The organism is Pirellulales bacterium (genome assembly GCA_019694435.1).
Taxonomy (GTDB): domain Bacteria; phylum Planctomycetota; class Planctomycetia; order Pirellulales; family JAEUIK01; genus JAIBBZ01.
Genome location: JAIBBZ010000004.1, coordinates 128,327 through 149,159, shown reverse-complemented (window position 1 = coordinate 149,159; position 20,833 = coordinate 128,327). Strand labels below are relative to the sequence as shown.

Below are 20,833 nucleotides of genomic sequence, written 5' to 3'. Positions count from 1 at the left end.
CGTTCACCTTCCGGCAAAGCGTTTGAGCGCCTCGCGATTGATCTCGACGCCGAGCCCGGGCGTTTGCGGAATCGTGAGCATCCCGGCGGCATCGAGGCGCGGCGGTTCGACCAGCAATTGGTCGATGTAGGGCGCGGGAGTGAGGAATTCGACGTAGCGCGCCACGGGAATCGCAGCCGCCAGGTGCAGATCGGCCGCCAGCCCCAGCGCGGTGTTCCAGCCGTGACTGACGAAGCCCAAGTGATGATCGGCCGCCAGCCAGGCAATCCTTCGCGCTTCGCTCAGCCCGCCGCACTTCGTGGCGTCGGGCTGGACGATGTCGAGCGCCCCGCGCTCGATCCAGGGCAAAAACGCTTGCCGGCGCGTGAGAACCTCGCCGCCGGCGATCGGCACCGGCGCGTGTTCGCGCAGCCGGACAAAGCCTTCCAGGTCGTCCGGGGCGAGCGGCTCCTCGAACCAGCCGATGTCGTACTGGGCCAGCATTTGCGCCGTCGTCAGGGCCCATTTGTAGCCGTGCGGCCAGAATTCCTCGCTGCCGCCGGCATCGACCAGCAGGTCGACGTCGGTGCCGACGGCGTCGCGGGCCGTGCGAACGAGCAATTCGTCGAACGCCGCGCTGCGCCGCCCGAACGGCCGCCAACCGAGCTTGATCGCGCGGAACCCGCGCGCGACGAGCCCTTGCAGACGGTCGCGCAGCACGGGCGGCTCGTCGAACAGGGTCGAAGCGTAGGGCTTGATCTGCTGCCGGTAGATGCCGCCGAGCAGCCGTGAGACCGGCTGGCCGGTCGCCTTGCCGAGCAGGTCCCAGAGCGCAATGTCGATGCCCGAAATGACGTGCTCGATCGTGCCGCCGCGGCCTTGCCAGAACGAGGCTTGGCGCAGCTTCTCGGTCAGCCGCTCGGGCTCGAGCGCCACTTCGCCCTGCCAGCGCGGGCGCAAGAAGTCGACGCCCGCCTCGACGAGACGATGGCCGGTAAAGACGCTGCCCCAGCCGCAAAGGCCCTCGTCGGTGACGATCTCGACGAGCGCGTGGAGGTCGTCCTCGGGCACATGGCCGTCGGGCCATCCGCCGTCGACCGTCCCGCCGACCAGCCTGTGAACGACAATGTCATGAATCCGCATGCCGGGCTAGCTTAGCCGGATCGCGGCGCTGGGCAATGCTGGCCGCGATCAATCTGCCAGCAGGTCTTCGTTGCGCGGCGGGTGAACGTCGGACGGGTCGTCCGTGTCCCAACGATCCTCGAGCACGGGACCTCGCAGAGCGGTCTGTTCGACAACCGGCGGGCCGGGGCGACGATGCGGGCCGTCGATGCGAAATCGTTTCGCGGCGGCCGACGCCGTTCGATCCTTCGCGCGGGGCATGGGGGACCTCCTTGTCCGGTTTGCCGCACGGGCGGCCGTAGAGATGACGCTGGCCAGCAAGATACCCGAGCGGCCCAGCGCGCGACAATCGGGCTCGACGGTCCGCGACGATCTGCGGAGCTGGGCCTCTTGGCCGCGAGAGCCCGACTTTGCTAGGCTGGCGCCGCAATCAACCGCCCGCCATGCGGCGCGCGGTAGGGCACAGCCACGGAACCCGACATGTCGATGCTCAGCGAACTCCCGGTCGTCAAACCGCCGCAGTTTCCCCGCGAGAAGCTCAAGCCGGGCGAGTCTTTGTGCAGCCATTGCACGGCCAAGTGCTGCCGGTACTTCGCCCTGCCGATCGACACGCCGCACACCTACAAGGAATTCGATTACCTGCGGTGGTACTTGCTGCACGACCAGGCGACGCTGTTCACCGAGGGGAAGACCTGGTACCTGCTGGTGCACACGTCGTGCAAGCACCTACAGGCCGATCACCGCTGCGGCATTTATTTGACCCGCCCGCAGATCTGCCGCGAATACACGACCGACGATTGCGAGTACGAGGACCACTACGTCTACGACCGCTATTTCGAGACGGCCGAGCAGATCGACGAGTATGCCGAGGCCGTGATGGGGCCCCGGTCCGACGATCAGGCTGCGAAGGAGCGCAAGCAAGCACGCCGCGGCAAGGGCAAGCGCCGCCAGGTGGATCATTCGCTGCGCAGCCCGCAGCCGCCGCTGCTGCCCGTGGCCGGTTGACGCGCCAGACAAGTGCCAGGGGAAGGACGGGACCGTGATTGAACCACGCACGCTCAAGGGGTTTCGGGATTACCTCCCCGCGGCGATGCTCCTGCGCGAACGGCTGATCGATACGGCCCGCGCGGTCTACCGCTCATACGGCTTCGCGCCGATCGACACGCCGGCCTTGGAATACCTCGAGATCCTGGCCGGCAAGGGGGGCGAGGAATCGGACAAGCAGCTCTACAGCTTCACCGACCGCGGTGGCCGCCAGGTCGGCCTGCGGTTCGACCTGACCGTACCGCTGGCGCGGTTCGCCGCGCAGCACGTGGCCACGTTGGGCACGCCGTTTAAGCGCTATCACATCGCCCCGGTCTGGCGCGGCGAAAACACCCAGCGCGGGCGCTACCGCGAATTCATGCAGTGCGACTTCGACACGATCGGCACCGAGTCGATCGCCGCCGATATCGAAACGACGCTGGTGATCGCCGATTTGTTTCGGGCCCTGGGAATCGATGCCTTTACGATTCACGTCAACAACCGCCGCGTGCTGAACGGACTCTTGGAAAACCTGGGCCTGCGCGAGCGCTCGGCCGCCGTGCTGCGGGCCCTCGACAAGCTGGCCAAGATCGGCCGCGACAAGGTGGCCGAGGAACTCGTGGCTGCCGCCGGCGCGACGGCCGCGCAGGCCGACGAGGTGCTCAAGCTGGCGGCGATCGCCGACTCGTACGATCCGGCCCAGCCGGCCGAGAGCAATGCGGCGACGATCGCCCAATTGGCCGAGCTGGTCAAAGGCAGCGCCACCGGCAGCGAGGGAGTCCAACAGCTCGACACGTTGCGCGGCGCCTGCGCCGCGGTCTGGCAGGGCGAGAGTTGCTTGAAGCTCGACGTCTCGATTGCCCGCGGACTTGACTACTACACCGGGACCGTGTTCGAGACCTTTCTGGGCGCATTGCCGGGGATCGGCAGCGTCTGCTCGGGCGGGCGCTACGACAACCTGGCCGAACTGTATACCAAGCAGCGGCTGCCGGGCATCGGCGCGTCGCTGGGCTTGGACCGGCTGCTGGCGGCGCTCGAAGAGCTGGGAGCGGCCGCGAAGGCCACGAGCCCGGCCGACGTCTTCATCCCGTACTTCGAGGCCAGCCGGTTGGCCGACTACCAGCGGCTAGCGGCCGGGCTGCGTATGGCGGGTGGAATTGGCAACGGGCCATCGGCCCCGGGTGCGCGCCTGAACGTCGAGGTCTATCCCGAGCCGAAGCGGCTGGGCGACCAGTTGAAATATGCCGATGCCCGCGGCATCCGCCTCGCGGTGATCGTCGGCGAAACCGAATGGCAAGCTGGCCGCTGCCAGGTGAAGCACCTCGCCCAGCGCGAGACCCGGGAGCTCGACACGCTCGACCCGGAAAAGATCGCCGCGGCGATTCGGGCGATGCTGTAACCTCTGGCCGCCGCGGATTGAGGCGGGCGCTTCGCGGCGGTTAGAATGCGGCCACTTCGACGGGCCAGCGCTGGGCGAGCGGCTGGCGGTCGACGCGCGTGCACGGCGGCGTGCGCTCGCTGTTCTCGATGGTGTTCCCGGTTTCCGCCGGATGGCTCGCCCCATGACCAAACGCAGCAACCACTACGAGGTGGCGTTCGAGGAATATCTGCGCGGCCGGGCGGCGCCCTACGTGGCCGTCGACGAGCAGCGGCGCTCGCTGGTCGGACGCGAGTCGCTCAAGAGCCTCGACTTTATCGTCTCGTCGCCGCGCGCGGCGCACGCGCCCGGCGCCGCCGGGAACTGGCTGATCGACGTCAAGGGGCGGCAGTTTCCCTCGGGGCGGCAGAAGCGTTATTGGAAGAACTGGTCGACGCGCGACGAGGTCGATAGCCTGGCGCAATGGGAAACGGCCTTCGGTGCGTCGTTCGCCGCGCTGATCTTGTTCGCCTACGAAGTCGTCGGCGACGTGGCCCCGTTGCCGGCCGAGCAGTTGTTTGCCTGTCGCGGCAGGCTCTATGCGTTCGTCGGCGTGCGGCTGCACGAGTACGTGCACTTTGCCCGGCAGATCTCACCCAAGTGGGACACGCTGGCCGTGCCCACCGCCACGTTTCGCCGCCTGGCCGAGCCGGTCGATCGATTGATCTGACGCCAGCTCGGACGGCATGACGCGGGAAGCCGCCGGCCATGCGCAGCGCGACGCGCGGGCGGCGATCGTTAACGCGGTGCGTCGCTGAGCAGGCCCGGCGGTTCGTCGCCGACCACGACGAACGCGGCCGACACCTCTTCGGGAATCCGCCGGGGCTTACCCGACTTGAAGTCGATGTAGGCCCAATGGGTCATGGCCCGGGCCAGCACGGCCTCGTCGTCGCGGCGCAAGATGAGGTAGCGGCGCCGGCTGGTCACGCGGCTCCAGTCGGCGATCCAAGTGCGGACGATCACCGCGTCGTTGGGCATGGCCGAACGCAGGTAGGTGATCTCGTGGCCGCGCACGACCCAGCCATGACCCAGCTTCAAATACGAATCGTTGTCCCAACCCTGGACGTGGGAATGCGCGAGCGCGGCGTCGACCATCCACCGCAGATACGCGAGATTGTTGACGTGACCGAGGATGTCGATCTCCTCGGGACGAACTTGCAGGTGATGGTCGTAGACGCCTGGCATGGTGACCGATTCTCGCGGGGACGGTCGGCGCGCGTCAATTGCCGGGCACCCCTCGGGAGTCGATAATCGCGCCCCGGGGTCGATTCGGCGTTCTGTCCAGAAGGTGGCAGTTGTGAGCGGTCGGTTCATCGGTCTGGGATTGCTGCTCGTCGTCGGCGCCTGGGCACAGCGCGCGTCGGCCGTCGAACCCTGGGCCGACGCCAGCCTGCCCGTCGTCGCGGGGCTGGAACTTTGGCTCGACGCTACGCGGCCGGGCTCAGACACCCCGGCAGCCGGACCACTCGCGCGGTGGAGCGATGCCAGCGGACACGGCAGGCACCTGGTGCAGCCGGCTGCCGCGTTTCAGCCGCAATGGGTCGGCAGCGGCTCGGCCCCAGCGGGCCCGCGCGTGCGCTTCGATGGCCAGGACGATCACCTCGCGATCGAATCGCTGGCCGCCGAATGGACCGACTTCACGCTGTTGCTCGTGGCGGCGCCGAAATCCAACGAGGGCGAGTTTCGCGGGCTGCTGGCCTGGCACCCGCGACAGGCGAACGACTACGTGGCCGGGCTCAACGTCGACTTGGGCCCCCTGGCGTCGCCCGACTTTCAGGTGCTCAACGTCGAGGGACGCGGCTTCGGCGGTGCGGGCGACCTGCTCGACGGCCGGTATGCGTTGGGCGAGTTTCATCGGCTCGCGCTTCGCGGCACCTCGGGCAACGATGCCGGCGTTCAGTTCACGTTCGACGGCCAACCGCACGGCCGGCGCCCGCGCGCGGTCGAAACGCTCGCCGCCGAACAGTTGCATCTCGGCTGCCGGTGGTATCGCAACGAGCCCGGCCCGCCGTATGCCCGCGGCTTCTTCGACGGCGAACTGGCCGAAGTGCTCATTTACTCGCGGGCCTTGGACGAGGGCGAGCTGGCACAGGTCGACGACTATCTCCGTCACAAGCATGCCGGACTCCTGGCGGCCGAACGGGCCGTCGGTTCGCCGATCCATGTGCTGGAACCCGGCTGCGAGGTGCGTGAGTTGCCGGTGGCGCTGCCGAACGTCAACGATTTGCTCTATCTGGACGACGGGCGGCTGCTGGCGCTGGGCTACGACGGGCGGATTCACGAGCTGACCGATCGCGACGGCGATGGACTCGAAGAACACGTCGAGCCGTATTGGTACGACACGCAGTTTCGCTCGCCGATCGCGCTGCTCGCCGCGCCCGACGGTTTGTATGTCTCGGCCAACGGTCGCGTCTCGCGGCTGGTCGACGACAACGCCGATGGCCGGCCCGACCGCGAGGTCGTCGTGGCGGCCGATTGGCCCCAGCCCGACGCCAGTACCAATGGCGTCGATGCCATGGGCCTGGCCCGCGATGCGCAGGGCAATCTGTACTTCGGCCTGGGCTGCGCCGATTTCACGAATGCCTATCGCGTGCACGAGGGTCGCGCCCGGTACCAGCTCGCGGACGAGCGCGGGACGATTCTCAAGCTGTCACCCGACGGACGGCGCGAAATCTTTTGTACGGGCATTCGCTTTCCTTACACGCTGGCCTTCAACCGCCTCGGCGATTTGTTCGCCACCGACCAGGAAGGTGAGACCTGGCTGCCGGGCGGCAACCCGCTGGATGAACTGGACCACATTCAACCGGGCCGGCACTACGGCTTTCCGCCGCGAAATGCCCAGTACCTGCCCGAAGTGCGCGACGAGCCGCCGGTCGTTGGCTTTGGGCCGCAGCATCAGTCGACCTGCGGGTTAGTGTTCAACGAGGCGTCGGGCGGTCGCCGCACGTTCGGGCCCGCGGCTTGGGAGGGCGAAGCCTTCGTGGCCGGCTATTCGCGCGGCAAGTTGTGGCGCTGCCAGCTCGTGAAGACGGCGCACGGCTATGTCGGCCGCGCGCGGTTGTTGGCCACGGCAGAGCTGCTCCTGGTCGACGTCGCGCTATCGCCGCGCGGCGATCTGCTGATCGCGTGCCATAGCGGCCTGCCCGACTGGGGGAGCGGCCCGCAAGGCCCGGGCCGGCTGTTTCAAATCCGCATGACCGAGCCCGACGCGCCGCGGGCCCTTTGGGCCTGGCCCCACGACGCGCTGCAAGTCCGCGTGGCCCTCGATCGGCCGTGGCCGGAGGATGCCGGGGAATTGAACGCCGAAATTCAGTTCGGCGACGCGCTGCGTGCCGGCGATCGGTACGAAGCGCTGCGGCCGGGATATGCCAGCGTGGCCGCACAACAGACCGCACCGCGCGGAAGACTGAATGTCTCGGACGTGCGCCTGTCGAGCGATCGCCGCACGGTGATCCTGACGACGGATCCGCACCCTTATCGCACGAATTATGCGCTGCGACTGGCGAGCGGCGAACGAACACTTGCCGAGCTCGATTACGACTTCTCGGGCGTAAGGGCCACGTGGGCCGACGCCGACGGCACGACGCGCTGGCAAGGCGTGTTGCCGCACGTCGACCCCGAGGTCGCCCGCGCTTGGACCCACGGCTCGGCCGAGCACGACGCGCTGTTTGCGCTGCTGGCCAACCCCGGACGGCTAACGCTCGAATTCAATGTTGCCGCCGCGGCGAACGAACGCGGCGAGGCGCGAATCGGCGGCGCCGATCCCCTGGAGCTGCGGCCGGGCCGCGCGGCGAAGCTGGTCTGCGAAACCGGACCACAGCATCCCGTTCGGGTCGAGTGCTCGACGTTCGTGGCCGACGATCCGACGCGCCGGGCGCTTCCGCGCGAAACGGTCTTGATCGCCGGTGCACCGGCACAACCGGTGCCCGCACCCACGGCGTCCACGCCCGCACCGGAAATCACCGACGGCGATTGGTATGCCGGACGCGACTTGTTCTTCGGCGAATTGGCGAAGTGCGCCACGTGCCATCGCTATGGCGAGCGCGGCGGCCAGGTGGGCCCCGACCTGAGCAATCTGGGGCACCGCGACCCCGGCAGCGTGCTGCGCGATATCGTCGACCCCAGCGCGGCGATCAATCCCGACTATGTCCAGTTCACGATCGCACTGGCCGACGGCCGGAGCCTGCAGGGCCTGGTGCGCGCCGATACGGGCGATCGGGTCCGCGTGCTCGACGCCGATGCAAAGGCGACGTTTCTGGCGCGCGACGAGATCGCTGCGCTGGAGCCGAATGCCGTGTCACTGATGCCGCAAGGCATGCGCGAAAAGCTCGGCGGCGAACAGCTGCGCGACCTGGTGACATTTCTGACGCAGCGCGAGCCGGCACTCGTCGGACCCCCGGGAATTGACCCGCCCGCAGCGCGCACGCCCCAGGAAGTGGCCCGGGTCATGCCCGCGGCGAACCCCGGTGAGCAAGCCGCGGCGCGGCCGCTCAAGATGGTCCTGGTGGCCAGCGCGCAAGACCACGGCCCCGGCGAACACGACTATCCGGCCTGGCAACGCGCCTGGCGGCGGATGCTGGACAGGCTGCCGGGCGTGCGCGTGTCGACCGCCATGAACTGGCCCGAGCCAGCCCATTGGGACCTGGCCGACCTGTTGGTGATGTATTGCTGGAACCATGACTGGAGCCCTGCGCGGCTGGCTCAGCTCGATGCGTATCTCGCGCGCGGCGGCGGACTGGTAGTGATCCACGCGGCGACCATTGCCGATCGCGACCCGCAAGCGCTTGCCGATCGCCTGGGCCTGGCCGCCTCGTTCGGGCCGGCGAAATTCCGGCACGGGCCGATCGAGCTGCAGATCGTGGCGCCGGCCGACGAGCCACTGACGCGCGGCTTGGCGCGCGACAGGTTTTACGACGAAACCTACTGGCGGCTGACCGGCGACCCGGCCCGCGTGAACATCCTGGCGAGCGCCCAGGAGGAAGGACGCGACTGGCCGATGATTTGGACCTATGCCCCCCCGGAGCGCCGCGGGCGCGTGTTCGCGTCGATCCTGGGCCATTATCGCTGGACGTTTGACGACGCGCTGTTCCGCGCCTTGCTGTTGCGCGGCATGGCCTGGGCTGCGGACGAACCGATCGACCGCTTTGCGCCTCTATATGAGCCGGCACCTGCGCGCGTCGTCGCACCTGCCGGGACACGCTAGCAGCCGCCTTCCCGGCCTGGGTGCGAGTTGCTAAAACTGCCCTTTCTTAGCTGTTTTTGGCAGGCGCACGGTGGGCCTCGACGGGTCCGCCGCGGCGGACCGCTTGGCCCTGACGATATTGCGAGGCGCTGCGATGGAAAAACGCGTTTACAACTTCTCTGCCGGCCCGGCCGTGTTGCCGCTGCCTGTGCTCGAAAAGGCCCAGCGCGAGCTGGTCTGCTACCCGGGCCAGGGAATGTCCGTGATGGAGATGAGCCATCGTTCGGACGCGTTTATCGAGATCATGACGCGTACGGAGCGCGATCTGCGTGCCCTGCTGGGGGTGCCCGACAACTACAAAGTGTTGTTTCTCCAGGGCGGCGGGCGGTTGCAGTTTTCGATGGTGCCGATGAACCTGCTGCGCGGCACGGGCAAGTCGGCCGACTACATCCTTACTGGCTCCTGGGGCAAAGACGCGCTCAAGGAAGCCCAGCGCGAGGGCGAAACCCGCGTGGCCTGGGACGGCAAGGAGGGCAACTACCATCGCGTGCCCAGCCAGGCCGAGCTGAAGCTCGACCCGAACGCGACCTACGTACATTTCACGATCAACGAGACGATCCAGGGCGTGCAGTTTCCGCGCGAGCCGGAGACCGGCAACGTGCCGCTGGTTTGCGACGCCTCGAGCGAGTTTCTCTCGCGCCCGGTGCCGATCAACAAGTACGGCCTGATCTACGCCTGTGCGCAGAAAAACGCGGGACCCGCGGGCGTGACGATCGTCATTGTCCGCGAGGACTTGCTGGCCCGTTCGGCCGAATCGCTGCCCGGCATGCTCAGCTACAAGGTGCATGCCGACGCCGATTCGGCGTTCAACACGCCGCCGTGCTACGCCCTGTACGTGGTCGGGCTGGTGGTCGAGTGGCTGCGCGACACGATCGGCGGGCTCGACAAGATGCACCAGCTGAACCAGAAAAAGGCCGCGCGGCTCTACGAGGTGATCGACCAGAGCAACGGTTTCTATACCGGCCACGCGACGAACGACTGCCGGTCGCTGATGAACGTGACGTTCCGGATGAAGAACGCCGAGCTGGACAAGCCGTTCAACAAGGAGGCCGAAGCGGCGGGCCTGGTGACGCTCAAGGGACACCGCTCGGTAGGCGGCTTCCGGGCCAGCATCTACAACGCGATGCCGCCCGAGGGCGTCGAGGCGCTGCGCGAGTTCATGCTCGACTTCGCGCGCAAGCACGGCTAACGCGGCAGCCGCAAAAAAGGTCAGGGAGCCCGACGGCCGGCATGTTGCCATCGGGCTCCCCTTCCACCCCCTGACCCCTGACGCCCGGCCGACAGGAGATGCCGGACGTCAGGCCGTGATTCACCACGGTCCGCGGACGTAATACACGCCGAACTGGGAAGTATCGCTGGGCCATTTCGGTAGGCCGTAGAAGCCGCCGGGGCTGGCGCCGCCCGGGTAGGGACGCTTGTATTGGTGCCAGGTGGCCAGGATGCGGCGGTTGGTCACGCCCCAGCCATACTCGGTGTGCAGCTCGGCGGTCGGCGGGACCACCAGTGCCACTGGCGCGCCCCATTGCAGGTAGTAGTACTCGCCGTGCCAGGGATACATCTGCGCCTTGCGATCGGCCACCTTGCTCATCACCGTCCGCTCGAAGGCCGACGATTGCGCTGGCCAGCACGCGCAGACGGTCGCCAGGCCGGCGCAGAACAGCAATTTTCTCATTCCGGGTTTCCTTTCTCAGTGCCGTCCATCTTTGGGCCGTCCATTCTTGGGCCGTCAAGCGCGGCTGTGCACCCACGGCGGCGATGGTCTCGAACGGGCCGCGGGCGCGGCGGCATTACCACCAATGGACGCGCGTGATCGTGAATCCACCGGTGGGGTTGTAACGGTAGTAGTCGCGCTTGTGCTTGTAGAGAAACTCGTGGGCCATGAACGGTTGGTACGTGATGTAGGTGTGGCCCACCAGTTCGGGCGTCGGTCGCGGCGAGATGTACAACTGCGCCGGCACGCGGCTGGCGCCGCCCTGCGTGTAGAAGTTGTAGAACAACTCGTTGGGCACGGTAGGCGTGTAGTAAGGGCCTTGCGCGGCGGCGCGCTCGGCGGCCAGCGCCAGCGACAATGCGCACGCGACGAGCGCAGCGCGCAGCATGAGCGTCTTCATGACGGGTTCTCCTGCACGGGGGTTGGAAAACGGCGGCGGGCACAAAGCCGCTCGTGTCGTCACCGCGCCGGGCGTTCACGGCGGCCGGGTGGGTGCTTGGCAGGGGTCGAGCGGCAGGGGCAGGCGTCGGCGAGCCGCTCGCGGCAGTGGGCCTTCGGGGTTGAAGGTCCGGTGGTCGGGGTGACCATGCCCTGACTTGCGGCTCCACGAACAATCTCGGATTGTGGCGGCCGCAAGGGTCAGTCTTTATGTGCCGGCCGTGCGAAAAAGGCCTGATTTTCCGGGTATGTGCGCGACATCGCCTGGGAATTCGGGCCTACAATCGGTATACTTTTCCCGACCGGTTTCTGCCGCCGCAGGGGGAGCTCTGGCCCGCGCCGCGCGGAAGCCCCAGGGAGGGGGGATTGAGGTCGCGATGCCGTCACGGAGGAAGTGTTGGGAAGCTCACGATTGACCCGCCGCGAACGTTCGAATTCGTCTGCCAGCACCACCGCCGAGGAGCCGACTGAGGACGCGGCCAACCGCGACGGCGCAGAAACTAACGGCGCAGAAACTAACGGCGCAGGAACCAGCGGCGCCGGTAAGAACGGCCACGCCCCGCGCCGACGCGTCACCGCCGAAGCGATGGCGGCCAGCCAGCGCGATATCTCGGTCAGCGAATTCTTTGCCAAGAACCGGCACCTGCTCGGTTTCGACAACCCGCGCAAGGCCCTGCTGACGACCGTCAAAGAGGCCGTCGACAACGCGCTCGACGCCTGCGAAGAAGCCGGCATCTTGCCGGAGATCTGGGTTCACATCGAGGCCGTCGGCCCGAGCCGCTACAAGATCGGCGTGCAGGACAACGGACCGGGGATTCTCAAGAAACAGATTCCCAACATCTTCGGTAAGCTGCTCTACGGGTCGAAATTCCACCGCCTGCGCATGAGCCGCGGGCAACAGGGGATCGGCATCAGCGCGGCCGGCATGTACGGCGTGCTCACCACTGGGCAGCCGGTGAAGATCATGTCGAAGACCGGCGAGCGTAAGCCGGCGCACTACTACGAAATCCAGATCAACACCAAGTTCAACCGGCCCGACATTCTCAACGGCCGGGGTGAAGGCGACGAAATCCCGCCCGGCGAGGCCGGCAAGGCGTTGATCGACAAGAAGGGTATCGAGTGGATCGAAGTCGATCACGGTACCCGCGTGACGATCCAGCTCGAAGGCCGACACCAGCGCGGGCGCGGCAGCGTCGATGAATACCTCGAGCAGACGGCGATCGCCAACCCCCATGTGACGCTGCATTACATCGACCCGGACAACAACCAGCGGTCCTACTCCCGCGCCAGCAACGAGCTGCCGCCCGAGCCGAAGGAAATCAAGCCGCACCCGTACGGAGTCGAGCTGGGCCACCTGGTGACGATGCTCAACGACACCAAGGCGCCCAACCTGTCGCAATTCTTGAGCCACAGCTTTTCGCGGGTCAGCCCCGGCACAGCGAAGAAGATTTGCGACGCCGCCAAGCTGAGTACCCGGGCCAATACGAAGAAGATCAGCCGCCACGAGACCGAGGCGCTATACCGGGCGCTGCAAGGGGCCAAGATTCCCGCGCCGGCGACCGACTGCATCGTGCCGATTGGCGAACAGTTGTTGCTCAAGGGACTCCGGCAAGTGGTGCCGGCCGAGTTCTACGTCGCGGCGACGCGCCCGCCGGCCGTGTACCGAGGCAATCCGTTTGTGATCGAGGTTGCGCTGGCCTACGGCGGCGCCGCGTCTGTGCAAAAGGTCACGCGCGAAGCCTTGGGCGAGCTGCTGTCCGAAAGCGACGCGCGGACGCTACGGCAGTTCCTGATCAACACATTCTCGGGCCTGGGCCCCGACTCGGCCGACAAGATCCTCAAGCAAGCGGCCATCGGCATTCGCGTGACGCCGGGCAAGCTGAAGGACCCGGAGGTCGCGAAGCTGCACGAGGCGATGCAGCACGTCAGCCTCGACGAAGGGCAGTCGATGAACCTGATGCGGTATGCCAACCGCGTGCCGTTGCAGTTTCAACAGGCCGCTTGCGCGATCACGCAGAGCGTGATCGCGACGAACTGGCGCAGCTACGGCGTGTCGCAATCGCGCGGTTCGCTGCCCGCCGGGCCGCTCACGGTGTTCGTACACGTGGCCAGCGTCTGGGTGCCGTTTACCAGCGAGTCGAAGGAGGCCGTGGCCTCTTACCCGGAGATTCAGCGCGAACTGCGGCTGGGCCTGCAAGCCACGGGGCGCAAGCTGGCCATGTATCTGAATCGTCGGCTGCGCGTCAAACAGGAAGGCGAGCGACGCAACCTGTTTTTGCGATATCTGGGTGAGGTGGCCGGCGCGGCCAGCGCGATCAACAGCTGCGACCGTGAGGCGCTGTACCAGCAGTTGCTCGAGGTCGCCAGGAAAAAGACGGCCGAGGCCGACGTCCGCTTCGACGACCGCGGGCGCAAGGTGGCCGACGAAGACGAGGAGTTCGGCGACAACGTGATCATCGTCGCGCAGGAAACCGCGCCGGAGAACGAAGCCGCACCGCCAGCCGCTGCCGAGCCTGCCCCCGCGCCGCGCGGGCGCAAACGTTCCTAGTCGCGCCCGCCGCGCGACAAGCTGCTCAAGTTGCACCAGCCTTTTGACGGAAGTTCCATGGCCAAGAAAGCGAAACGTCTCCCGCAGGCCGGCCAGGCGCCGCGCGTGCCGGCGGCCCAATTGAGCGATGCCGATCGCAAGACCCTCAGCGAACTGGTCGGGCTGGCCGACGGAGTCGTCGACACTGCCCAGAAAAAGAAGGACCCCTACGTCGACGTTCCCTCGCGCACGCTGTCGAACGTCCATTTCAACAAGAAGCAGCGGTTCATCGAGATGGGCCGCAGCACCAACCGCCGGCAGTTGTTCAACCTGTCGCAGGCCAAGGCCTACATGCAGACGATGCTCGTCGGCTCGGGCTGCAACCAGTTGATCCACGAAGGCAAGACGTCGAGCATCCGCGGTCTGTTCTACATGCTCAAGCACACGATCGAAGGCACCAAGGAAGAGACCTTCGATACGCAGGATGAGTGCGACCCGATCATCGAGGACGTCGAAGTCACGCTCAATCGCCTGCGCGAAGAGCTGCACGTCTATGCCGAGAATCGCGGTGCGATGGTCGGGCCGATCACGCTTGTCGACAGCGGCGACGAGATCGATTGCTCGAGGATGGGCTCGGGCGGCTACAGCGTGCCGTCGATCGTCGAGCCGAATGTCGTGCGGTTCAAGAAATGCGACGCGAAGTTCATCCTCCACGTCGAAAAAGGCACCGTCTGGCAGCGGTTCAACGAGGACAAGTTCTGGCGCAAGCACAATTGCATCCTGACCCACGGCGGCGGTCAGCCGCCGCGCGGCGTGCGGCGGATGCTCAACCGGCTGCACACCGAGCTGAAACTGCCCATCTATTGCCTGCTCGATAACGACCCCTGGGGGTACTACATCTACAGCGTGATCAAGCAAGGCTCGATCAATCTGGCCTATGAATCAAAGCGGATGGCGATTCCCGAGGCGCGGTACCTGGGCCTGCGGAGCATCGATTTCCAGCGCTGCAGCCTGTCGCCCAGCGTGAAGATCAAACTCAACGACACCGACATCAAGCGGGCTCGGCAGATCGCCAAGTATCCCTGGTTCGCCGACAAGAAACCGTGGCAGAAAGAGATCGATCTGATGATCGCCAACGGCTTCAAGATGGAAGTCGAATCGTTGCTGAGCAAGCAGATCAGCTATGTCACCGAAGAATACGTCCCCGCCCGGCTGAAAGAGCAAGATTGGCTGGACTGAGCGGCGTGCTCGCTACACCTCTTGTCGTGAAAGGTCGCTCGTCATGCCCACTCTGATTTCCGGTCCGACGCGGATCACGGCCGCGGGAAACGTACCCAAGCTGATCGACGAGTATGTGGGCCGTGTGAATTCGCGCACCGGCGACGTGAGCATCGCGCACATGCGCTCGCCGGCCGGCTGGGTCGAGCCGGGGCAGCGGCCCGAGTTTGACGAATACACAATCGTGCTGCGCGGCATGCTGCGCGTCGAATTTGAGGGCGGCTTGCTCGACGTCCATGCCGGCCAGGCCGTCAGCGTGCCGCGCGGCGAGTGGATCCGCTACAGCTCGCCTGAGGTCGAGGGGGCCGAGTACGTGGCCATCTGCCTGCCGGCCTTCTCGCCCGACACGGTCCACCGCGACGCGGAATAACGCACCGCTGGCGGGACCGGCGCCCCGATCGCCAGCGACCCAGCAGCCGGCCGCAGGCGCTGGAGTCGCTAGCTCTCCGCCGCCAGCTTGCCCAGTTCGCATGGCGAGCGATGGCAGGTTGCATTACAGTCCGGCCCTCTTCCAAGGGGGGTAACAGCAACCAGAAGTTGGCCCTTCGGCAAGGCGTGGCGCGACAGCGGGCAGCTCGACGGCGCCATTCTGACTTGAGATGCCCGCGCGACGGTTTCGCATGGCCATCAATCAACCTCTGCTCGCGCGATCCGAGCGCGCCGCTGCGCCATGCGCAGCTGTGCGCGCCGGCCGGTGCGCGTGCGCGCTGGGCTTGGCGATGGTGCTGCTCACGGCCGGCTGTACCCGGGCCTTCTATCGCAAGCAAGCCGACACGGAGGTGTCCGATGTCCTTGCCGAGCGGGCATCCGATCCGCGTTGGGCGGTGCCGCCGCGTGGCATCTGGCCCGATCCGCATTCCCGTCTGGCCGATGCGACTAAGCCGGATCGGGGTCCGTTGCCGCAAGACGATCCGGCGGCGCACGATTATCAATTGGCGCCGTATCGCTTTCGCGGCTGGAAAGGGTACGAACGTCGCGGCATCGTGCCCATTGAGCAGTCGGCGTGGCTGACCGGCTTGCCGCGCGATGCCAACGGCGCCGTACCGCTGGGGCCCGCGACGGTGATGCGGCTGGCCTTGATCCACAGCCGCGATTACCAGACCGAAATCGAAAAGGTCTACCTGGCGGCGCTGCGGCTGACCTTTGAGCGGTTCGAGCTCGATACGCAAGTCTTTGCCGGCACGGGCGCGAACTACTTCCATGCCGGCACGGGCGGCTCCGCCGGCAACGAAACCAACACGTTGACCGTGCCGAGCGACGTGACGGTCCGCCAGAACCTGGCCAGCGGCGGCCAATTGCTGGCCAATTTCGCCAACCAGTTTGTCTGGGAATTCACCGGCGACGACGTCGATTTTGCGTCGTCAGGCTTGCTCGTCGAACTGACGCAGCCGCTCTTACGCGGTGCGTTCAAGCAAGTCGCGCTCGAAAACCTGACGCAGGCCGAGCGCGACGTGCTCTATGCCGTCCGCAGCTTTGCTCGTTTCCGGCGAATCCTTTACGTCGATGTAATGAGCGCGTATCTCAACCTGCTGTCTCAAGCGCAGCAGATTCGCAACCAACGCTACAACCTGCTGGGACTGGAACGCTCGCTGCGCGAGCACGAAGAACTGTCGGCCGCTGGACTGATCTCGATCATCCAGGTCGACCAGGTGTTCCAGCAGTACCAAGGCGCTCGCTTGAGCCTGTTGTCGGCTCAGCTCCAACTGCAGACGGCGCTCGATCGGTTCAAAATCGACCTGGGACTGCCGCCGCAACTCGAAGTGACGCTGGACGAGGCGCTCTTGCGCCCGTTCCAGTTGAACGACGAGCGGCTCGAACGGCTGCGCGATGGCAACGAGGCGCTGTTTCTGAGCCTGCTCCAGAGCGACGCGCCGCCGCCCGAGGCCGACTTGCGGCGCGGCTACGAAACTCTGCGGCAGCAACAAACCGCGCTGGTGGAGCTGGCGGCCGAGATCGAAACGGAACTCGTCCGCTGGGAGGAGCAACTCCGGCGCGCTGGCGCGTCGCAGGCCAACGCCGCCGGACCACAACGCACCACAAACGACCCGCGGCTCGACCGCGCACAGGAGCAACGGCGGCAGGTCGAATTGGCCGCGCGGCTGCGGGCAGCGCTCGGCGAGATGCGCATGGCCCTGCAGCACGATCAAGCACAGGCCGAGCAGGATTTGGCCGGCCTCACCGCGGCCTGCGCGACCGACGACGGCCGCCAGGCAGCCTGGATGGCGATCCGGGAACTGACGGGCCGCGAGTTTCGCACCCAGGTGACCGACGCTTTTGTGATTCAAAGTCAGGTCCGTGTATACTTGATCCAGCTTCCGGAATTCGGACTCGGGGCGGACGCAGGCGTCGACTTGGCCCGGGGCAACCGGCTGGACTTGATGAACCAGCGGGCCTTGGTGGTCGACGCCTATCGCAAGGTGGAAGTCGCAGGGAACGCGTTGCTGGCGGGCCTGGAAGTATCCGGCTCTGCCAACCTGCTGACGCCGCCGGGCACATCCAACCCGTTGAAATTTCGTTCGACGGCTAACCAGTATCGTTTGGGGGTCCGGTTCGACGCGCCGCTAACGCGCCTGGCCGAACGCAACACGTACCGCGCGGCGCAGATTTTGTACCAGCAGCTTCGCCGGCAATATATGCTGGCCGAGGATCAAGTCGCTTTCAGCATTCGTTCCGAATTGCGCAATCTCGAGGTAAATCGCTTCCAATTTGAAATTGCCCGGCAGACGCTGGTGGCAGCGGCCCGCCAGGTGGACGAAGCACAAATCACGCTGCGATCCGGAGGTCAGCAAACCGACTCGAGCGTGACGTTGTTCCTGCTGAACGCGTATACCAACTTGCTGGCCGCGACCAACGGGCTAGTGTCCGGGTGGGTCAATTACGAAACGACCCGGATGAGCCTGTTTCGCGACCTGGATTGGATGCAGATCGACGCGGAGGGGAGGTGGACGAATGGCGACGACCGATTCGAGTCCGGCCGGCGTCCAGGCACAGAGCCCGGGGTCATTGCCGTCCCCGACACCGAGCCCATTGCTCCCGGCATCCGGGGAACCGTCGAGCCTCGCGGCGGAAACGATCCTCAGCAACAGCCCCGCCGCGCCAGCGAGTCTCTCCCCGCCCCGCACTCCGGCGTCCCGGCCACTGAGCCCGCCGGACAACCCGCCGGCGACGCGCCCGCGGCGGGTCCGGCGCTTCCTTAGCCGCGCCGTCGTCGCCACCGTGCTGCTGGCGGTTACCGCCGGCGCGGGCAAGGTCGGCTACGACTGGTGGACGGCCGTGGCGATCGAAATGCCGCTGTTGGGCCGCGCCGTGCGCGGAACGCTCAAGGTGACCGTCGTCGAACGTGGCAACCTGGAAAGCACCGTCACCGTCGACGGCGTGTGCGAGGTTGAGGGCTGGGAAAACAAGATCGTGTTCATCGTACCCGAGGGCACCGTCGTCAAAGCGGGCGACACCGTCGTGCGGATCGATACTGAGCGCATCAACAAGCAAATCGCCGAGGGCGAGATTCACGTCAACGAGGCGAATGCCAAAGTCCTGGCCACGGAGCAGGAGATCGAAGTTCAGCGGAACGCCGGCGAAAGCGAAGTGGCCAAGGCGGAACTCGAGCTGACGCTGGCGGAACTCGACCTGCAAAAATTCGACAAAGGCGACCGGCTCGTCGAACTCAACGACCAGAACGGCAAGATCGCGCAGATGCGGTTCGAGCTGGAAAAGCTCAAGGACGAGCTAGGCAACCTCAAGAGCCTGGTCAAAAAAGGCTACCGCGTGCCCGAACAGCAGCGCCAGAAAGAAGAGGACCTGCGCCGCGCCGAGTTCTTTCTCGATCGCGACACCGAAAAGCTCAAGGTGATCGAGGAATACGAGCACGTGCGGAAAATGGCCGAGCTGGACGCCAAGGCCAAGGAAGCGACCCGTGCGCTCGCACGTGCCAAGGCGACGGGCGAGGCGAAGCTGGCCAAGCTGCGCAGCGATCTTGAGTCGGCCCGGGCCGCATTGACCATGCGCCAGCGCACGCTCGAAGAATTGCGCCAGCAATTGGCCCATTGCGAAATCGTGGCCAAGCAGGGCGGCGTCGTCGCCTATGCCAATGAAGAATGGTGGTCTTCCGATCGCCAGATCCGCGAAGGCGCCATGGTTCACGCGCGGCAAAAGCTGTTCAGCCTGCCCGACATGAGCCAAATGCAAGTCAAGGTCAACGTGCACGAATCGCAGGTGAAACGAGTCAAACCGGGCCAGAAAGCCGCGATTCGCGTCGATGCTTTTTCCGAGCTGGTGCTCGAAGGCACGGTCAAGCAGGTATCGCCCCTGGCCGACTCGACTCACTCCTGGATGAGCGGCGGCGTGAAGGAATACACGACGATCGTCACGATCGACAAAATGCCCGATGCCGCGCTGAAGCCAGGTATGACGGCCGAGGTCGAAATCCTCGTCAACCAGCTCTCCGATGTCGTGCTCGCGCCCGTGCAGGCCGTCACGGAACGGCAGCGCCAACATTATGCGTACGTGCTCGTCAACGGCCGGTTGGAGCGCCGCCAGGTCTCGATCGGCGACGCCAACGAACGGCAGGTCGAAATCGTCGCCGGACTGGCGCCGGACGAAGAACTGGCGCTCGATGCTCGTAACCGCCTGATCGCCGACCTGGGCGAAGTTGAAGAGTCGCCGGTAAACGCAGCAGCGCCGCCCGCGACCGCGCAAACCAACTCAGCCGCGGCCACCGGTTCCTGAGTCGTCGCGCCGGCGCCCCACTACCGGGCGCGGCGAGGTTCTTATGAACGTCGATTCCTTCGGCCGGATGCAACATACGCTGGCCTTGGCCTTGCGCAACCTGGCGCTGCACAAGCTGCGCAGCGCCCTGACCGTGACGGGCCTGATCTTTGGCGTCGCCAGCGTCGTCGCCATGCTGGCCGTCGCCGAAGGCGCCAGCGAAGAGGCCCAGCGACAATTGGCCGACCTCGGTGCCCGCAACATCATCCTCCGCAGCACCAAGCCGGCCGAAGAAAAGCAGCAATCGAACGAGCAGCGCGAGGCCGTGGCCGAATACGGGTTGACCTATACCGATCTGGAGCGCGTGCGGCATACGCTCCCCAGCGTCGTCTCGGTCACGCCGCTGCGCGAGTTCCGCCAGGAGGTGCGTTACCACGAGCGTTCGCTCGATGGCCGCATCGTCGGGGCCACGCCCGAGTATCTGGCGATGAACGGTCTGCAGATGGCGCAAGGCCGGTTTCTCGAGCCGCTGGACGACGAGCGGCTGCTCAACGTCTGTGCGATCGGCGCCGAATTGGCCGAGAAACTGTTTCCCTTTGAGTCCCCCCTGGGCAAGTCGCTGCGCGCGGGAGCAAGTCACTACTACCGAGTCGTCGGTGTGACGGCACACCGTGCCCCGTCGGCCGGCGTGGGCAGCAGCCTGAGCGCGCAAGACTTCAACCGCGACGTGTACATTCCCTTGTCGACGGACCGGGTGCGGTTCGGCGAGATGATCAGCTACAGCAAAGCGGGCAGCTTCAGCTTCGAGCGGATTGAACTGACGCAGATTACCGTCGAATGCCGCGCGGTCGACGACGTGCGGCCGACGGCCGCGTCGCTGGCCTGCCTGCTCGAACCGCACCACCCGAAGCAAGACTTCGCGCTGGTGCTGCCGCTCGATCTGCTCGAGCAGGCTGCCCGGACGAAGCGCTTGTTCAACGTCGTCTTGGGCTCGATCGCGGGCATTTCGCTACTGGTCGGTGGGATCGGGATCATGAACATCATGCTGGCCACGGTCACCGAGCGGACGCGCGAGATCGGCATCCGCCGCGCGCTGGGTGCCAAGCAGCGCGACATCATTCAACAGTTCCTCGTCGAAACGGCCGCCCTGTCGACGATAGGCGGGCTGCTGGGCGTCGGGCTGGGGCTGCTCGCGCCGCCGGTGATCAGCCAGATCACCGGCATGGAAACCAAGAGCGTCGTCTGGGCGCCCGCCGTGGCGTTTGTCGTCGCGGTGGTCGTCGGCGTCGGGTTCGGCTTGTATCCGGCTCGTCGCGCTGCACGCATGGACCCCGTCGAGGCCCTCCGGGCCGAGTAGCGCGGAGCGATTGCGCCCCAGAGGCGCCGTGCCTC

Annotated in this window: 16 protein-coding genes; 11 read left to right on the top strand and 5 right to left on the bottom strand. The window is 66.2% G+C overall.

What is annotated here, in order from left to right:
• Positions 1-3: 3 nt before the first annotated feature.
• Positions 4-1,122, bottom strand: a complete 1,119-nt coding sequence (locus K1X74_05715; protein MBX7165828.1) for a mandelate racemase/muconate lactonizing enzyme family protein — start codon at positions 1,120-1,122, stop codon at positions 4-6.
• A gap of 48 nt (positions 1,123-1,170) precedes the next feature.
• Positions 1,171-1,362 carry a hypothetical protein gene (locus K1X74_05710; GenBank protein ID MBX7165827.1) on the bottom strand — a complete coding sequence of 64 codons (192 nt, stop codon included), beginning with the start codon at positions 1,360-1,362 and terminating at the stop codon, positions 1,171-1,173.
• Positions 1,363-1,581: 219 nt separating this feature from the next.
• On the opposite strand from K1X74_05710, the gene K1X74_05705 reads away from it, so the two are divergent.
• The 3 genes from K1X74_05705 to K1X74_05695 all read left to right on the top strand — a co-directional run bounded on the left by K1X74_05705 (position 1,582) and on the right by K1X74_05695 (position 4,211).
• A complete protein-coding gene (locus K1X74_05705; protein ID MBX7165826.1) occupies positions 1,582-2,106 on the top strand; it encodes a YkgJ family cysteine cluster protein in 525 nt (174 codons plus the stop codon).
• A 34-nt stretch (positions 2,107-2,140) separates the two neighbouring features.
• Positions 2,141-3,523 carry a histidine--tRNA ligase gene (gene hisS, locus K1X74_05700; protein ID MBX7165825.1) on the top strand — a complete coding sequence of 461 codons (1,383 nt, stop codon included), beginning with the start codon at positions 2,141-2,143 and terminating at the stop codon, positions 3,521-3,523.
• 163 nt (positions 3,524-3,686) lie between these two features.
• Positions 3,687-4,211: an HYExAFE family protein gene (locus K1X74_05695; GenBank protein MBX7165824.1), complete on the top strand. Its 525-nt coding sequence runs from the start codon at positions 3,687-3,689 to the stop codon at positions 4,209-4,211.
• Between the two features lie 68 nt (positions 4,212-4,279).
• Here K1X74_05695 and K1X74_05690 read toward each other — a convergent pair whose 3' ends face one another.
• Positions 4,280-4,726, bottom strand: coding sequence for an acyl-CoA thioesterase (locus tag K1X74_05690; protein MBX7165823.1), 447 nt, complete (start codon positions 4,724-4,726; stop codon positions 4,280-4,282).
• Positions 4,727-4,838: 112 nt separating this feature from the next.
• Between K1X74_05690 and K1X74_05685 the strand changes: the two genes are divergently transcribed.
• The gene (locus tag K1X74_05685) at positions 4,839-8,744 is read left to right on the top strand and encodes a ThuA domain-containing protein (protein MBX7165822.1); all 3,906 of its coding nucleotides are present in this window, start codon (positions 4,839-4,841) and stop codon (positions 8,742-8,744) included.
• Between the two features lie 133 nt (positions 8,745-8,877).
• Positions 8,878-9,972, top strand: coding sequence for a 3-phosphoserine/phosphohydroxythreonine transaminase (gene serC / locus K1X74_05680; GenBank protein MBX7165821.1), 1,095 nt, complete (start codon positions 8,878-8,880; stop codon positions 9,970-9,972).
• A 120-nt stretch (positions 9,973-10,092) separates the two neighbouring features.
• Here serC and K1X74_05675 read toward each other — a convergent pair whose 3' ends face one another.
• Positions 10,093-10,455, bottom strand: coding sequence for a hypothetical protein (locus K1X74_05675; protein ID MBX7165820.1), 363 nt, complete (start codon positions 10,453-10,455; stop codon positions 10,093-10,095).
• A 115-nt stretch (positions 10,456-10,570) separates the two neighbouring features.
• Entirely contained in the window at positions 10,571-10,894 is a 324-nt protein-coding gene (locus K1X74_05670) for a hypothetical protein (protein MBX7165819.1), read from the bottom strand.
• Between the two features lie 624 nt (positions 10,895-11,518).
• Here K1X74_05670 and K1X74_05665 point away from each other — a divergent pair.
• The 6 genes from K1X74_05665 to K1X74_05640 all read left to right on the top strand — a co-directional run bounded on the left by K1X74_05665 (position 11,519) and on the right by K1X74_05640 (position 20,798).
• Positions 11,519-13,480 (top strand): DNA topoisomerase VI subunit B, encoded by a 1,962-nt coding sequence (locus tag K1X74_05665; GenBank protein MBX7165818.1) that lies wholly within the window; start codon positions 11,519-11,521, stop codon positions 13,478-13,480.
• Positions 13,481-13,537: 57 nt separating this feature from the next.
• The gene (locus K1X74_05660) at positions 13,538-14,698 is read left to right on the top strand and encodes a DNA topoisomerase IV subunit A (protein ID MBX7165817.1); all 1,161 of its coding nucleotides are present in this window, start codon (positions 13,538-13,540) and stop codon (positions 14,696-14,698) included.
• Between the two features lie 43 nt (positions 14,699-14,741).
• A complete protein-coding gene (locus K1X74_05655) occupies positions 14,742-15,107 on the top strand; it encodes a cupin domain-containing protein (protein ID MBX7165816.1) in 366 nt (121 codons plus the stop codon).
• Between the two features lie 349 nt (positions 15,108-15,456).
• A complete protein-coding gene (locus K1X74_05650) occupies positions 15,457-17,934 on the top strand; it encodes a TolC family protein (protein ID MBX7165815.1) in 2,478 nt (825 codons plus the stop codon).
• 19 nt (positions 17,935-17,953) lie between these two features.
• Positions 17,954-19,462 carry an efflux RND transporter periplasmic adaptor subunit gene (locus K1X74_05645; protein ID MBX7165814.1) on the top strand — a complete coding sequence of 503 codons (1,509 nt, stop codon included), beginning with the start codon at positions 17,954-17,956 and terminating at the stop codon, positions 19,460-19,462.
• A gap of 43 nt (positions 19,463-19,505) precedes the next feature.
• The gene (locus K1X74_05640; protein ID MBX7165813.1) at positions 19,506-20,798 is read left to right on the top strand and encodes an ABC transporter permease; all 1,293 of its coding nucleotides are present in this window, start codon (positions 19,506-19,508) and stop codon (positions 20,796-20,798) included.
• Positions 20,799-20,833: the final 35 nt, after the last annotated feature.

Bases quoted from the DNA above. Each gene is read 5' to 3' on its own strand.
- K1X74_05715 (MBX7165828.1), bottom strand. From the start codon at position 1,122: ATGCGGATTCATGACATTGTCGTTCACAGGCTGGTCGGCGGGACGGTC.
- K1X74_05710 (MBX7165827.1), bottom strand. From the start codon at position 1,362: ATGCCCCGCGCGAAGGATCGAACGGCGTCGGCCGCCGCGAAACGATTT.
- K1X74_05705 (MBX7165826.1), top strand. From the start codon at position 1,582: ATGTCGATGCTCAGCGAACTCCCGGTCGTCAAACCGCCGCAGTTTCCC.
- K1X74_05695 (MBX7165824.1), top strand. From the start codon at position 3,687: ATGACCAAACGCAGCAACCACTACGAGGTGGCGTTCGAGGAATATCTG.
- K1X74_05690 (MBX7165823.1), bottom strand. From the start codon at position 4,726: ATGCCAGGCGTCTACGACCATCACCTGCAAGTTCGTCCCGAGGAGATC.
- serC (MBX7165821.1), top strand. From the start codon at position 8,878: ATGGAAAAACGCGTTTACAACTTCTCTGCCGGCCCGGCCGTGTTGCCG.
- K1X74_05675 (MBX7165820.1), bottom strand. From the start codon at position 10,455: ATGAGAAAATTGCTGTTCTGCGCCGGCCTGGCGACCGTCTGCGCGTGC.
- K1X74_05670 (MBX7165819.1), bottom strand. From the start codon at position 10,894: ATGAAGACGCTCATGCTGCGCGCTGCGCTCGTCGCGTGCGCATTGTCG.
- K1X74_05665 (MBX7165818.1), top strand. From the start codon at position 11,519: ATGGCGGCCAGCCAGCGCGATATCTCGGTCAGCGAATTCTTTGCCAAG.
- K1X74_05660 (MBX7165817.1), top strand. From the start codon at position 13,538: ATGGCCAAGAAAGCGAAACGTCTCCCGCAGGCCGGCCAGGCGCCGCGC.
- K1X74_05655 (MBX7165816.1), top strand. From the start codon at position 14,742: ATGCCCACTCTGATTTCCGGTCCGACGCGGATCACGGCCGCGGGAAAC.
- K1X74_05650 (MBX7165815.1), top strand. From the start codon at position 15,457: ATGGTGCTGCTCACGGCCGGCTGTACCCGGGCCTTCTATCGCAAGCAA.
- K1X74_05640 (MBX7165813.1), top strand. From the start codon at position 19,506: ATGAACGTCGATTCCTTCGGCCGGATGCAACATACGCTGGCCTTGGCC.